The sequence below is a fragment of the Stutzerimonas sp. Brlt_14 genome (assembly GCF_051948915.1).
Classification (GTDB): domain Bacteria; phylum Pseudomonadota; class Gammaproteobacteria; order Pseudomonadales; family Pseudomonadaceae; genus Stutzerimonas; species Stutzerimonas stutzeri.
This window is the reverse complement of record NZ_JAYJLM010000003.1, coordinates 337268-351609: the sequence shown is the minus strand read 5'-3', so window position 1 is coordinate 351609 and position 14342 is coordinate 337268. Positions and strand designations below refer to the sequence as shown.

14 protein-coding genes and 1 pseudogene are annotated in these 14342 nt (G+C 65.8%); 2 read left to right on the top strand and 13 right to left on the bottom strand.

Annotation, left to right across the window (positions count from 1 at the left end; genetic code table 11):
* Positions 1 to 4 precede the first annotated feature (4 nt).
* The 5 genes from VF716_RS08790 to VF716_RS08770 form a co-directional block, all read right to left on the bottom strand.
* Positions 5 to 640, bottom strand: coding sequence for an SCO family protein (locus VF716_RS08790; protein WP_011915173.1), 636 nt, complete (start codon positions 638 to 640; stop codon positions 5 to 7).
* A 178-nt stretch (positions 641 to 818) separates the two neighbouring features.
* Positions 819 to 1718 (bottom strand): heme o synthase, encoded by a 900-nt coding sequence (gene cyoE / locus VF716_RS08785; protein ID WP_068506074.1) that lies wholly within the window; start codon positions 1716 to 1718, stop codon positions 819 to 821.
* A gap of 17 nt (positions 1719 to 1735) precedes the next feature.
* The gene (locus VF716_RS08780; protein ID WP_013984510.1) at positions 1736 to 2791 is read right to left on the bottom strand and encodes a COX15/CtaA family protein; all 1056 of its coding nucleotides are present in this window, start codon (positions 2789 to 2791) and stop codon (positions 1736 to 1738) included.
* Positions 2792 to 2844: 53 nt separating this feature from the next.
* The gene (locus tag VF716_RS08775; RefSeq protein ID WP_020308372.1) at positions 2845 to 3423 is read right to left on the bottom strand and encodes a hypothetical protein; all 579 of its coding nucleotides are present in this window, start codon (positions 3421 to 3423) and stop codon (positions 2845 to 2847) included.
* A complete protein-coding gene (locus VF716_RS08770; protein WP_013984508.1) occupies positions 3398 to 4135 on the bottom strand; it encodes an SURF1 family protein in 738 nt (245 codons plus the stop codon). Before VF716_RS08770 ends, VF716_RS08775 begins: the two co-directional genes overlap by 26 nt.
* Before the next feature lie 70 nt (positions 4136 to 4205).
* Between VF716_RS08770 and VF716_RS08765 the strand changes: the two genes are divergently transcribed.
* Positions 4206 to 4409, top strand: coding sequence for a twin transmembrane helix small protein (locus tag VF716_RS08765; RefSeq protein ID WP_013984507.1), 204 nt, complete (start codon positions 4206 to 4208; stop codon positions 4407 to 4409).
* Positions 4410 to 4416: 7 nt separating this feature from the next.
* Here VF716_RS08765 and VF716_RS08760 read toward each other — a convergent pair whose 3' ends face one another.
* The 8 genes from VF716_RS08760 to VF716_RS08725 all read right to left on the bottom strand — a co-directional run bounded on the left by VF716_RS08760 (position 4417) and on the right by VF716_RS08725 (position 12964).
* A complete protein-coding gene (locus VF716_RS08760) occupies positions 4417 to 5313 on the bottom strand; it encodes a cytochrome c oxidase subunit 3 (RefSeq protein WP_011915167.1) in 897 nt (298 codons plus the stop codon).
* On the bottom strand, positions 5310 to 5885 hold the full coding sequence (locus VF716_RS08755; protein ID WP_011915166.1) for a cytochrome c oxidase assembly protein: 576 nt from the start codon (positions 5883 to 5885) through the stop codon (positions 5310 to 5312). Before VF716_RS08755 ends, VF716_RS08760 begins: the two co-directional genes overlap by 4 nt.
* Positions 5886 to 5949: 64 nt before the next feature.
* Complete coding sequence (gene ctaD, locus VF716_RS08750) at positions 5950 to 7587, bottom strand: cytochrome c oxidase subunit I (RefSeq protein ID WP_013984505.1); 1638 nt, start codon at positions 7585 to 7587, stop codon at positions 5950 to 5952.
* A gap of 12 nt (positions 7588 to 7599) precedes the next feature.
* Complete coding sequence (gene coxB, locus VF716_RS08745) at positions 7600 to 8733, bottom strand: cytochrome c oxidase subunit II (protein ID WP_017244940.1); 1134 nt, start codon at positions 8731 to 8733, stop codon at positions 7600 to 7602.
* Between the two features lie 232 nt (positions 8734 to 8965).
* Complete coding sequence (locus tag VF716_RS08740; RefSeq protein WP_106442552.1) at positions 8966 to 9232, bottom strand: hypothetical protein; 267 nt, start codon at positions 9230 to 9232, stop codon at positions 8966 to 8968.
* A gap of 100 nt (positions 9233 to 9332) precedes the next feature.
* The gene (locus VF716_RS08735) at positions 9333 to 10871 is read right to left on the bottom strand and encodes a SulP family inorganic anion transporter (protein ID WP_017244941.1); all 1539 of its coding nucleotides are present in this window, start codon (positions 10869 to 10871) and stop codon (positions 9333 to 9335) included.
* 75 nt (positions 10872 to 10946) lie between these two features.
* Positions 10947 to 11699, bottom strand: a complete 753-nt coding sequence (locus VF716_RS08730; RefSeq protein WP_011915161.1) for a carbonic anhydrase — start codon at positions 11697 to 11699, stop codon at positions 10947 to 10949.
* Positions 11700 to 11899: 200 nt separating this feature from the next.
* Positions 11900 to 12964, bottom strand: coding sequence for a PA0069 family radical SAM protein (locus tag VF716_RS08725; protein WP_026006531.1), 1065 nt, complete (start codon positions 12962 to 12964; stop codon positions 11900 to 11902).
* A 297-nt stretch (positions 12965 to 13261) separates the two neighbouring features.
* On the opposite strand from VF716_RS08725, the pseudogene VF716_RS08720 reads away from it, so the two are divergent.
* A pseudogene (locus VF716_RS08720) lies at positions 13262 to 14331 on the top strand (acyltransferase family protein).
* Positions 14332 to 14342: the final 11 nt, after the last annotated feature.

The following is a 14342-nucleotide window of genomic DNA, read 5'->3' as shown; positions in this document are numbered from 1 at the left end:
TTTCTCACTCCGCCCGGTTGACCAGCTCAGGCAACTGCTCGGCCAGTTTCTGCACCCGCAAGGGCGAACGGATAAAGCCGCGCTGGCGGCCGTCCGGGCCGATCAGGACCAAGTTGCCGCTGTGGTCGACGGTGTAGTTCTCCTTGCTGGTATCCCCCGGAATGAAGGGAATGCCGACGCCGTTGGCCAGAGTCTGGATATCGTCCAGCGGGCCGGTCAGGCCCTGGAAGCCGGCGTTGAAATAGCCGAGGTATTCCTTGAGCTGCGCGGGCGTGTCGCGGTCCGGATCGACACTGACCAGTATGGTGCGCAACTGGCCGCGCACCGTCTCCGGCAGCATGCCGTTGAGCTGGCGCAGCTCGGCCAGCGTGGTGGGGCAGATGTCCGGGCAGAAGGTGTAGCCGAAGAACAGCAGCGTCCATTGCCCCTTCAACGCGTCCAGCTGCACCGCTTCGCCGTCCTGATCCGTCAGGCTCAGCGCCGGCACCGGGCGGCTCTGCGGCAGCAGGACGATGCCGGCGTCCAGCAGCTGGGTGGGATCGAGCTGGCGCTGGCTGTTGAGCACCTTGGAAACCGTCAGCCCGACGACCAGCGCGATCAGCGCAACGAGGATGAAGACGGTTTTCTGGATGCGGGTCATGAACGTCCTTTGGGCGACTGGGTGGCCTGTTTGGTGAGCTCAGTTGGTCAATTTCGGCGCCCATGGCCCCGACACTGCGTTGCTGCTCCTTGCCATAGCTCGCTATGACTCGTCGCAGCGCCTTGTCTCGGAGCCATGTTCATCCGAACTTGCCCCAACCCGCTCACCGCACAGGCCACTAGAAATCGAGTAGCAGATAATGATCAACCAGCAGCGCGATGAACAGCGCGAACAGGTACCAGATGCTGAATTTGAACGTCTTGATTGCCGCATGTGGCCGGCTGTCGCGGTATAGCACGATGGTCCAGTAGAGGAAGCGCGCGCCCAGCAGCACCGCGGCGGCCAGGTATAGCGGGCCGCTCATGTGAATGGCGAAGGGCATGAAGCTGACCGCCAGCAGCATGGCGGTGTAGAGCAGGATGTGCACCTTGGTGTAGTGCACGCCATGGGTCACCGGCAGCATCGGCACGTTGACCTTGGCGTACTCGTCCTTGCGGTGGATCGCCAGGGCCCAGAAGTGCGGCGGCGTCCAGGCGAAGATGATCAGCACCAGCAGCAGCGGTTCGGCGGTGACCTGGCCGGTTACCGCGACCCAGCCGAGCAGGGGCGGCGCGGCGCCGGCCAGGCCGCCGATGACGATGTTCTGCGGCGTGGCACGTTTGAGGAAGCCGGTATAGATCACCGCGTAACCGATCAGCGAGGCCAGCGTCAGCCAGGCGGCGAGGGCGTTGGTGAAGGTCAGCAGCAGGGCCAGCCCGCTGACGCCGAGGACGAAGGCGAAGGTCAGTGCCGCCGCCGGCGAGACCCGGCCTTCGGCCAGGGGCCGCTTGTGGGTGCGGGCCATCACCGAATCGATCTGCCGGTCCACCACATGGTTCACCGCCGCCGCGCCGCCGGCGCACAGGGCGATGCCGAGGTTGCCGAACAGCAGCACCGTCCAGGGCACACCGGCGCGGGTGGCGAGGAACATGCCCACCAGCGAGGTGATGAGCATCAGCAGCACCACCTTCGGCTTGGTCAGCTCCAGGTAGTCGCGCCAGCTGGCCTGGGCGCCGCGTTCGCTGAGTAGAGTCGCCATTGGGGTTCTCCTTGTGGTCATGCGCGGGGCAGATCGAGCTGCCCCGTCGTGTTCGAAATCGATGCAGGCTCGGTTTGCCGGGTGGCATGTGCAGGCTGGCGCAGCCGGTAATTGACCAGTACCAGCACCAGCAGCAGCGCGGCACCGCCGCCGTTGTGCGCGACGGCCACCGCCAGCGGCAGGTTGAAGACCACGTTGCTGATACCCAGGCCGACCTGTAGCGCCAGCGCGGCGATGAGCAGCCCGGCCAGGCGGCCGAGGCCGCGGCGCATGAGCATGGCGGCGAGCAGCAGCAACACCAGCGTCACCAGCAGCGCACCGATGCGGTGGCTGACATGGATCGCCGTGCGCGCCTCGCCGTAGAGCAGGCCGCCCAGGTAGTTGGGGCCGATGTCGTGGTGGGTCAGGTTGAAGGCGTTGGCAAAGTCCATCCGCGGCCACCATTCGCCGTGGCAGGTGGGGAAATCGGTGCAGGCCACCGCCGCATAGTTGCTGCTGACCCAACCGCCCAGGGTGATCTGCGCCACCACCGCGAGCAGGGCGATGCCGGCGAATCTGCGCAGACGACCGTCCACGGCCGGCAAGGGAGCAAGCGCGCCGGACAGTCGCAGGCACAGCAGAAACAGCAGGCTGAGCGTAGTGAACCCCCCGAGCAGGTGCGCGGTGACTACCTGCGGCCAGAGCTGCAGGGTCACCGTCCACATGCCGAAGATCGCCTGGGCGATGACCACCGCGAGCAGCAGCAGCGGCAACTTCAGCGGTTGCCCGGGCTGGCCGCGACGGCGTATCGCCTGTACCGCAAGGGCGAGGATCACCAGCCCGAGGGCGCCGGCGAAATAGCGATGGACCATCTCGTTCCAGCCCTTGCGCACCTCCAGCGGTGCATCGGGAAAGCGCAGCGCGGCAAGGTTCTGCTTGTGTTCGCTCATGGGCACGGCAAGGAAACCGTAGCAGCCGGGCCAGTCCGGGCAGCCGAGGCCGGCGTGGGTCAGCCGCGTGTAGGCACCGAGCAGCACGACCACCACGGCCAGCGCGGTGGCAATCAGGGCGAGGCGGTATCCGGGTCTGGCCATCGGGTTCTCCTTGGGGCGGCCTGTTTGGGACCGCAGCGCAGCGGCGCAGTGCCTCAGCCGATCTGCGAGATCTTCAGCAGGTATTTCAGGTCGTCGAGAATCGCCTTGCCGTCGGCGCCGACGTCGTAGCGCAGCACCAGATTGCCGTGGGGGTCGACGATCCACAGTTGGGGGGTGGCGGGTGCCTCGGGGTTGCGGGCATAGACGGCGGCGTCCAGCGTATGGCGTTGCAGCTGCGGGTATTCGCGACGCAGGCGCTGTTCGTAGGCTTCGTCCAGCGCCGTCGCGCTGGCCAGTGCATGGCCGGCGCGGGCCGCTTCGCGGGCCAGGCCGATATTGATCTGGCGGGCCAGGTAGACCAGTTGCTGGCATTGGGCCTCGCAACCCTGCGGCGCGGTGACCAGCAGCTCCCAGCGGCGCTCGGGCGCTGTAGCGCTGACGCCGATGGCCGCACGGTCCTGGCCGTTGGCGATCAGCACGCCGTCATAGCTGCGGCTTTCCGGCACCCAGAAGCCGAAACGGTACATGGCCGAAGCCAGCAGCATCGGGCCGAGCACCACGCCGATGATCAGCAGCAGTTGCAGCCGACCGCGGCCGCGTTTCCCTTCACCGCTGGAGAGGGTTGGATTCATCGTGCTCACTGCGCTTCCCCCGTGCCTGATGCACACCGAAATAGATGAACAGCGCCAGCAGTGCCGCTGCGAGGGCGAACCACTGCACGGCGTAACCCAGGTGCTGCGACGGGCTCATGCTGGTGATCGCCCAGTCGGCACGATAGGCGCTCGGACCCGGCTCCAGGCGCAGCTCGTGGATCACCCCCTCGCGCCCCGCCTGCTGCCACATCGCCTCGATGTCCACATGGTTGATCAACCGCGGCCAGCCCTCGGCCGCTCGATGGCTGAATACGAACGGCTTGCCCGGCGGAACGTAGACCCAGGCGGCGAGCTTCAACGGCTGCGTCGGCGTGTCGAAGGCCGGCGGCACGCGGCGGTCCGGCCAGGGAATCCAGCCCCGGTTGACCATCACCCAGCGGCCGCTGAGTTCGTCATGGAAGGGTTGCAGCAGTTCGACGCCGACCTGGCCGTCGCGGGTGCGGCTGTCGAGCAGGAAGCTGTGCTCGGCATCGAAGCGACCCTGCAGGAACACCCGGGCGAAGGCCGGATCGTTCAGCTGTTCGATCTCGTGTGGCGCCAGCGGTGCGGCCTGCTGACGGGCTTGCTGGCGCTCCAGCAGCTCGCGCTTGTGCTCACCGCGTTCCAGCTGCCAGAAACCCAGCCACACCAGTACCGGCAGCATGGCCAGTACCAGCAGGGTCGGCAGCAGCCCCGGCCTGAAGCCGCTCATGGCCGGCACCCTGATGCGTCGATACGGCTGGCTATACTCCACCCCCAATACCCCTGTCGTGGAATCGCTCATGCTCAAGGCGGCGATCGTTCTGTTGTTAGTGGCCACGCTGGTCAGTCTGTTCAGTGGGTTGTTCTTCCTGGTCAGGGATGAGGGGCGTACCTCCCGCGTGATCACGGCCCTGTTCATCCGCGTCACCCTCAGCGCGCTGACCGTCGCGCTGATCGGCTGGGGTTTCTATACGGGGCAGCTACGCCCCGCCTTCGGTTTCTGAGAGCTCCCTAGATCACGTAGACGAACACGAACAGCGCGATCCACACCACGTCGACGAAGTGCCAGTACCAGGCCGCCGCCTCGAAACCGAAGTGCTGCTCCGGGCTGAAGTGCCCGCGCAGGATGCGCACCAGCATCACCGTGAGGATGATCGCGCCCATGGTTACGTGGGCGCCGTGAAAGCCGGTGAGCATGAAGAAGGTCGCGCCATAGATGCCCGAGCCCAGCGTCAGCCCGAGTTCGGTGTAGGCGTGCACATACTCCTCGATCTGCAGGATCAGGAATGCCACGCCGAGCAGCACGGTCAGGCCCAGGCCGATCTTCAGGTGCTGGCGATTGTTCTTGCGCAGCGCATGGTGCGCCCAGGTCAGGGTGAAGCTGGAGCTGACCAGCAGGATGGTGTTGATCAGCGGCAGGCCCCAGGCGCTGATGGTGCCCTCCGGCGCCGGGTAGAGCTTCGGGTCGGGGTTGTTCAGCAGCGGCCAGCTGTACTCGAAGCCGGGCCAGAGCATGTTGCTGATGCCCTTGTCGCCCTCGCCGGCGAGCCAGGGGCCGGTCCAGTAGCGGATGTAGAAGAGCGCGCCGAAGAAGGCGAGGAAGAACATCACCTCCGAGAAGATGAACCAGCTCATGCCCCAGCGGAACGAGCGATCCATCTGTGCGCTGTACAGCCCCGCGCGGCTTTCCTTCACCACAGCGCCGAACCAGCCGAACATCATGTAGGCGATCAGCAGCGCGCCGACGAAGAAGATCAGTGGCCCGTTGGACGAATCACGGGCGGCCTTGAGGTCGTTGAACCAGCTGCCCAGGCCATAGAAGGTGACCAGCAGGGCGATGGTGGCAATGATCGGCCATTTGCTCTGATCGGGAACGTAGTACTGCTCGTGGGTGGTCTGTTGGCTCATTGCAGACTCTCCTTGGCCGGGGCCGATGCGGCGTTGACGGCCACCGGCGGCTGGCGGGACGTGATGTCGAACAGCGTGTAGGCGAGGGTCAGGTGATGCACGTCGGCGGGCAGGTCGCGATCGACGATGAAGCGCACCGGCATCTCGATGCGCTCGCCCGGCTGCAACACCTGCTGGGTGAAGCAGAAGCACTCGGTCTTGTGGAAGTAGGCGGCCGCCCGTGACGGCGAGACGCTGGGAATCGCCTGGGCGGTCATCGGCTTGTCGGTGGGGTTGTAGGCGACGAAGCGGATCTCCTGGGTGGCGCCGGGGTGCACGCTGATCTGGTCGGCCTGCGGGCCGAACTGCCACTGCATGCCGGCGGCGTTGGTGGCAAGGAACTGCACCCGCACCGCACGCGCCTCGTCGGCGCTCTGCACGCCGGTGTAGGCGCCAGCCGTCTTGCCGTTGATGCCGAAGGCCTGGCACATCACGTCGTAGATCGGCACCAGCAGGAAGCCGAAGCCGAACATGGCGATCACGACGAACACCAGGCGGCGGACCAGCCGCCGAGTGGACAGGGCCTCGTTCATGGCAGCCTCCCCGATCGAGGGTTGCGGGCGGCCCGGCAACCTCCGGTCACACCCCGATGCATGCTCACGGCGTCAGCTCCCCGCCGGTGCCCTTGCGGTGCTCGTGCACATGGCTCATGTCCGGCGGCACCTGGAAGGTGTGGTAGGGCGCCGGCGAGGGCACGCTCCATTCCAGTCCCTCTGCGCCGTCCCAGGGCTTGGCCGGTGCGGGTGCGCCGCCGCGGATGCACTTGATGACGATGAACAGGAACAGCAGCTGAGTGGCGCCGAACATGAAGGCGCCGACGCTGGAGACCATGTTGAAGTTGGCGAACATCATGTTGTAGTCGGGGATGCGTCGCGGCATGCCGGCCAGGCCAACGAAGTGCATCGGGAAGAACGCCAGGTTCATGCCGATGAAGCTCATCCAGAAATGCAGCTTGGCCAGGGTCTCGTCATACATGTGCCCGGTCCACTTCGGCAGCCAGTAGTAGGCCGAGGCGAAGATGCCGAAGATCGCCCCCGGCACCAGCACGTAGTGGAAGTGCGCCACCACGAAGTAGGTGTCGTGGTACTGGAAGTCCGCCGGGGCGATGGCCAGCATCAGCCCGGAGAAGCCGCCGATGGTGAAGAGGATGACGAAGGCCACGGCGAACAGCATCGGCGCCTCGAAGGTCAGCGAGCCGCGCCACATCGTCGACACCCAGTTGAACACCTTCACCCCGGTGGGCACGGCGATCAGCATGGTGGCGTACATGAAGAACAGCTCGCCGGTCAGCGGGATGCCGACGGTGAACATGTGGTGCGCCCAGACGATGAAGGAGAGGAAGGCGATCGCGCCGGTGGCGTAGACCATCGAGGTGTAGCCGAACAGCGGCTTGCGGCTGAACGCCGGGATGATCGAGCTGACCGCGCCAAAGGCCGGCAGGATCATGATGTACACCTCGGGATGGCCGAAGAACCAGAACACGTGCTGGAACAGCACCGGGTCGCCGCCACCGGCGGCGCTGAAGAAGCTGGTGCCGAAGTGGATGTCCATCAGCATCATGGTCACCACGCCGGCCAGCACCGGCATCACCGCGATCAGGAGGAAGGCGGTGATCAGCCAGGTCCAGACGAACAGCGGCATCTTCATCAGCGTCATGCCTGGCGCGCGCAGGTTGAGGATGGTGGCGATCACGTTGATCGCACCCATGATCGAGCTGATGCCCATCAGGTGGATGGCGAAGATGAAGAAGGTCACCGACTCCGGCGCGTAGGTCGTCGACAGCGGCGCATAGAAGGTCCAGCCGAAGTTCGGCCCGCCGCCTTCCATGAACAGGGTCGAAACCAGCAGGCCGAAGGCCGCCGGCAGCAGCCAGAAACTGAAGTTGTTCATCCGCGGCAGCGCCATGTCCGGTGCGCCGATCATCAGCGGGATCATCCAGTTGGCCAGGCCGACGAAGGCCGGCATTACCGCGCCGAACACCATGATCAGGCCGTGCATGGTGGTCATCTGGTTGAAGAATTCCGGCTGCACGATCTGCAGGCCCGGCTGGAACAGTTCGGCGCGGATCACCATGGCCATCGAGCCGCCGAGCAGGAAGGCGCAGAAGCTGAACCACAGGTACATCGAGCCGATGTCCTTGTGATTGGTGGTCAGCAGCCAGCGCGATAGCCCCTTCGCCGGGCCGTGGTGGTGGTCATGCCCGACATGACCATGGTCGTCGATCACTGCACTCATCACCTGATCCTCTTACTGGGTGGCTTCTTCGGCCTGTTTGAAGTCGAGCACGTCTTTCGGCGTGACCATGTCGCCCGTGTTGTTGCCCCAGGCGTTGCGCTCGTAGGTGATGACGGCAGCCAGATCGACCTCCGACAGCTGCTTGCCGAACGCCGCCATGGCGGTGCCCGGCTTGCCGTTGACGACGATGTCGATGTGCGCCTCGACGTCGCCGGTGGCGATGGCCGAGCCCTTGAGGGCCGGGAACATCGGCGGGATGCCTTCGCCCCCGGCCTGGTGGCACGAGGCGCAGGCGGTCTGGTAGACCTTCTGGCCGCGCTCGGAGAGCTCTTCCAGCGTCCATTCCTTGCTGGTCAGTTCAGCCAGCTTGGCGGCCTCGGCCTTCTTCTCGCCGAGCCAGCTGGCGTAGTCCTCCTGCGACTTGACCTCCACCACCACCGGCATGAAGCCGTGGTCCTTGCCGCAGAGTTCGGTGCACTGGCCGCGGTAGATGCCCGGCTGCTCGACGCGGGTCCAGGATTCATTGATGAAACCGGGAATGGCGTCCTTCTTCACCGCCAGATCCGGTACCCACCAGGAGTGGATCACGTCCGCCGCGGTGATCAGGAAGCGGACCTTGGCACCGGCCGGGATCACCAGCGGCTCGTCGACTTCCAGCAGGTAATGCTCGCCCTTGGGCGACTGGTTGTTGATCTGCTCGCGCGGCGTGGTGAGGTTGCTGAAGAACTCCACGTCCTCGCCCAAATACTTGTAGTGCCACTTCCACTGGTAGCCGGTGATCTGCACATCCACGTCCGATTCGCTGGAGTCGTAGATGTGGATCAGCGTGCGCGTCGCCGGGATCGCCATGCCCACCAGGATCAGCAGCGGGATGACCGTCCAGAGCACCTCGACGCGGGTGTTTTCGTGGAAGTTGGCCGATTGCTGACGCTTGGAGCGGCGGTGCGCGATCATCGAATAGATCATGACGCCGAACACCAGCACGCCGATGACCACGCAGATCCAGAAGATGGTCATGTGCAGATCGAACACCGACCGACTGACGTCAGTGGCGCCGGAGCGCATGTTCACGTCCCAGGCCGCCTGGGCCTGGCCAAATACTGCCGAAAGCCCAAGCCCCATCCAGATGCATGGATGTCGAGACATTGCGGGTTCCCCTTATGATTCTTGTTATCCCGCCGACCGCCATCGCACCGCCGAGAATCGGCTGGCCGGGGAAACCATTCCCGTCATGCCAGCTACGTTCTCGATCAGTCCGATTCTGCCCAGCACGACCACCGGAAGGCCCGGTGGCCGACTGGACGCTTGCACGCGCAGTCGGAACTCAATCAGGTACGCCTACGATTCGGAGTATAGACAGCGATCCCACTCTCGCAATTTAAGCGCGGGGCGTGTCTGGCTCGGGCTGTGCGGGGTCTTCGTTCTTCTTCACGCCGCGAATGTTCATCGCCGCCAGGCAGACCTGCAGGACGATCAGCGCCCAGGCCTCGGCGTGCCAGCCCCAGATCACCCAGAGCAGGTTGCTCAGCAGGAAACAGCAGAAGCCGACGAAGCGCCGGCCGGGTCGCAGCGAGCCGATCAGCCAGGCGGCGATCACCGTGACCGCCATGGCCGGCCATTGCAGCAGATCGATAAAGACGTCCAATTCATCCTCCGCAAGCGCAGGCAGCGCACCGGTTCGCCCGATGCGCTGCCTGCAAGGTGCACATGTTGATGCCTGAAAGATGAGGGCTTGGCCGCCCCGATTAGTTCCCGGCGGCGGCTGCGGCGAGATGTGCGGCCTGTCGACGCCGGCCTTCGACCCGCCGGGTCAGCGCCCGCGCTTCGATGATCAACCGTGCGCCGCTGGCCTGGTTGGCGCGCTGCCATTCCTCCAGCAGCTCCATGCAGGCGTGATCGATGTAGCGCAGGTGCGCCATCGGTACATGCAGCCAGGCATCCTGCGGCACGCCCTGCAGTGCGCGGGCGAGCTGCGGCACGCGAAGAAAGGTCGCCGCACCCTGCATGCGCAGCTCGACCCGGCGGCCGTCGCGCACCACGCCGATCTTCAGTCGCGACGCCTGCCAGGCCAGCTGCGCCAGTGTCAGCGCGAAGCCCAGCAGCACGCCGGTCAGCAGGTCGGTGGCGACGATGGTCAGCGCGGTGGCGACATGGATCAGCATGGCCATGCGGCCGTAACGGCCGAGCTGGCGCAGCGCGTCCAGGTCGATCAGCTTGAGCCCGGTGTAGACCAGCACACCGGCCAGGCTCGCCACCGGAATCTGCTCCAGCAGCGCGGCCAGCAGCACCACCGCGGCCAGCAGCCAGAGCGCATGCAGCATGGCCGACAGCCGCGTACGCGCGCCGGCCTGCACGTTGGCCGAGCTGCGCACGATCACGCCGGTCATCGGCAGCGCGCCGAGCACGCCGCAGAGCATGTTGCCGACGCCCTGCGCGGTGAGCTCGCGGTCGAAATCGGCCCGCGGGCCCTGGTGCATGCGATCGACCGCGGCGGCGGACAGCAGGGTTTCGGCGCTGGCGATAAAGGCCACGGCCAGCGCCGCGACCAGCAGGCCGGGATCGGCGAACGCCAGCAGATCGGCCGGCTGCAGCCAGCTGATGGCGTCGGCAAGGTTGTCGGGCACCTCGACACGGCGCACGTCGAGCCCCAGCCACAGCCCCACCAGCGTCGCCGCCGCGACACCGAGCAGCGCGCCGGGCAGCAGACGCAGACGCTGAGGCCTGAGCCGATCCCATGTCCACATGCAGGCGATGGTCAGCAGGCCGAGGGAGGCGGCGGCCATGCCGTTGCCGCCAGAGAACGGCAGGGCCGCCCACAGCGCTGCGGGAAAGGCGCCGAGATTGTCCAGTCCGGAGGCTTCCGGCTGCGCATCCATCATCACGTGCAACTGCGACAGCACGATGAGGATGCCGATGCCCGCCAGCATGCCGTAGACCACGGCCGGTGCGGTAACGCGGAACCAGCAACCCAGCTTCAGCCGCCCGGCCAGCAGCTGCAGCGCGCCGGCCAGCAGCAGGATCGGGCCGAGCATCGCGGCGCCATATTGCTGCACCAATTCGAAGACCAGCACCGTGAGGCCCGCGGCCGGGCCACTGACCTGCAGCGGCGCGCCGGCCAGCCAGCCCACCACCAGCCCGCCGACGATACCGGTGATGACGCCCTTGGCGGGCGGTAGGCCCGAAGCGATGGCAATGCCCATGCACAGCGGCAGCGCCACCAGGAAGACCACCACGGACGCCATTAGGTCGCGTGGCAATGTTGCTTTGATCGTTTCTGCATTCATTCGAAATCCTCGACAACGCGGCGACGCCCAGCGGCGCCGCCGGGAGTGACAGCCAATGCCTTTTCGGCCGCTGGTTCAGGCTTGCAGGTAGCGCGGTGCGGGCGTTGCCACCGGCAGCGGGCCGTCGCCGTCCAGCGGCGCGAAGCGGCCGGTGCCGGCGTCGTAGGCGAGGATTTCGCTGGTTTCGATGCAGTAGACCCAGCCATGGATCGACAGCTGACCGCCGGCGAGGCGGGCGGCGACCGAAGGGTGGGTGCGCAGGTGATCGAGCTGCGCCACCACGTTCTCCTCGGTAAGCACGCCCAGGGCCTCGCCGGCCGTGCAGCTGCAGTTCTGCTCGACCAGGCTGCGCGCCACCTCGCAATGGCGCAGCCAGGCCTTCACCGTGGGCATGCGCTGCAGCCCGGCCGGGTCGAGCACCGCTTTCATCGCACCGCAGTCGGAATGCCCGCAGACAATGATGTGTTGCACGTCGAGGGCCATCACCGCGTACTCGATGGCGCTGGAAACCCCGCCGTTCATCTGGCCATAGGGTGGCACCACGTTGCCCACGTTGCGGGTGACGAACAGGTCGCCGGGCGAACTCTGGGTGATCAGCTCGGGAACGATCCGCGAGTCCGCGCAGGTGATGAACATCGCGCGCGGCTGCTGGGCCTTGGCCAGACGGGCGAACAGCGCCTGCTGTTCGGGGTAGACCTCGGCACGGAAGCGGCGAAAGCCATCGACCAGGTGGGCGAAGGATTCGTCGGCGCTCTCGTCTCGGGCATGCCGGCCGCCTTGGGCGGATGCTTTGCTGGGCTCGACGCGGGCGGTGAATATTTCACGCATGGGCTTGGGTCTCCTGGGGCAGGGGCAAGGCGTGCCAGCGCCGCGCAGACCGCAGGCGGTCCGCGTGACTGGCTGGTCACATTTGCCTCGAGGCTAGTCAGCGAGACTTAACTGAAACTGAACGAGCCGCTCTAGGACGAGCCTTTGCGACGATTGCCCCGCTAGCGCAATGATGGCACTGGCATCCCGGCGCGGCGAAATCAGAGCAACGGCATCTGCCGTCCCGGCACGACGAAACGGCTGCAATCCAGGCCGTAATTCTGATCCCGCCGATTGAAGCCCAGCCGCTTGCAGGCCAGCTGGAAACGCTGGGCGAGCAGTTGGGCGAACTGGCCCTCGCCGCGCATGCGGCTGCCGAAACGGCTGTCGTAATCCTTGCCGCCGCGCGACTGGCGCACCAGGCTCATGACATGGGCGGCGCGCTGCGCAAAGTGTTCCTCGAGCCAGCCCTCGAACAGCCCGGCCACTTCATGAGGCAGGCGCAGCAGCACGTAGCCGGCCGAACGCGCACCGGCTTCGCGGGCGGCTTCCAGCAGGCGCTCCAGCTCCATGTCGTTGATCATCGGGATCATCGGCGCGCACATCACGCTGACCGGCACGCCGGCCTCGTGCAGTGTGCGCAATACCCGCAGGCGCGCCGAAGGCGAGGCTGCGCGCGGCTCCATGATGCGTTTGAGTTCGTCGTCCAGGGTCGTGAGGCTGACCGACACGCTGACCAGCCGCTGCTCGGCCAGCGGCACCAGCAGGTCCAGGTCGCGCAGCACCAGCGAACCCTTGGTGATGATGTGCACCGGATGCCTGAAGCGCAGCAGGATTTCCAGTGCCTGGCGCGTCAGCCGCTGCTCGCGCTCCAGTGGCTGATAGGCGTCGGTGTTCACCCCCAGGGCGATGGGCTGCGGCACGTAGCCCGGCTTGCTCAGCTCGGCCTCCAGCCGTTCGGCAAGGTTGGTCTTGGCGATCAGCCGGGTCTCGAAATCGATGCCCGGCGAAAGATCCCAGTACGCGTGCGATGGCCGCGCAAAGCAGTAGATGCAGCCATGTTCGCAGCCGCGATAAGGATTGACCGAGCGATCGAAACCGACGTCCGGCGACTGGTTGCGCGTCAGGACCGACTTGGCGATCTCGCGGCGCACCTCGGTGGCGCGGGTCGGCGGGACGTCCTGTTCCCAGCCATCGTCGTAGGCCTCGCTGCGCGTGGGCGCGAAGCGGTTGTCCGGGTTCACCGCCGTACCGCGGCCGCGTGGTGTGGAAATGGGCAGGGTCATGGTCGTGGCCAAATGCTGTTTATATATACAGTAAACAGCTCGTCGACCGCGCGCCAGCCCAACTGATCGATGGCAACCGCTACCGCCCGTCGGTTGCCTCGGGAACATTTGCTTACAGGTCCGGACAAAGGAGGCTGATCGGGTGAGCGCTGTGGTTTCCGCGCTTCCCGAATTGGAGCCGGCCGGCAAACAAACAAAAGGATGATCAGGGCGCCTCCGGCGACCGATCCGGCAGTACCGGCATTGCACTCCCGTGCACTCCAGCTTCCAGCCACTGCCGACAGTCAGGAGCAGACCATGCATCCCACCGGTTCCTTCCACACCCGGGAAACAACTTCGATTTCCTGCGCTTCTTCGCCGCTGCTCTGGTGCTGTTCGCCCATAGCTACCCGCTGGTCGGCCGTCGCGAAGACGAACTACTGACGCTGCTGACCGGCTATGAGAAGGGCGGCTCGATCGCCGTCGGTATCTTCTTCGTCATGAGCGGCTACCTGATCGCCTCGTCCTGGCTGGCCAGCAGCAGCCCGAAGAGCTTCCTGATCAAGCGTGCACTGCGCATCTTCCCGGCGCTGATCGTCGCGGTGCTGCTGTCGGTCTTCGTCATCGGACCGATGGTCACGCAGTTCAGCCTCGGTCGCTATCTGGCCGCCGACGGTACCTGGACCTACCTGCAGAACATCCTGCTGGTGACGCGCTACGAACTGCCTGGCGTGTTCACCGGCAACATCTATCCCGATGTGGTCAACGGTTCGCTGTGGACGTTGCCGCTGGAAGTGCTGATGTACATCGGCGTGATGATTCTCGGCCTGACCGGCTTTCTCAAGCGCCGCCTGATCTTCCTGCCGATCGTGGTGCTGGCGGTCGGGCACTTCTGGCTGCTGGGCAAGCTGGGTATCGAGTCCTACTTCATCAAGAACATCTTCAAGCTCGGTCTGCTGTATTACAGCGGCTCGGCACTGTTCCTCTATCGCGACGACATTCCCTGGCGCGGCTGGATCGCGGCGCTGCTGTTCGCCGCGCTGGTGGCGACCTTCCGCACCGACATCGGCCCGCTGGTGTACTTCGTCGCGCTGCCATACCTGGTGCTCTACCTGGCCTACGCGCCGCTGCCCTGGGTGTCGCGTTTCGGCAAGTACGGCGACTTCTCCTACGGCCTGTATATCTACGCCTTCCCGTTCCAGCAGCTCACCGTCTACCTGTTCGGTCCGCAGGTCGGCGTGCTCGGCCTGACGCTGATCGCCTTCGTGCCGACGCTGATCCTCGCCGCGCTGTCCTGGCACCTGATCGAAGCGCCGGCGATGAAGCTCAAGCGCCTGTTTGCCTCGCCACCGCAGCCGGGACGGGCGACGCCGAAGGTTGAGGGCTGAGCGAGCCTGGC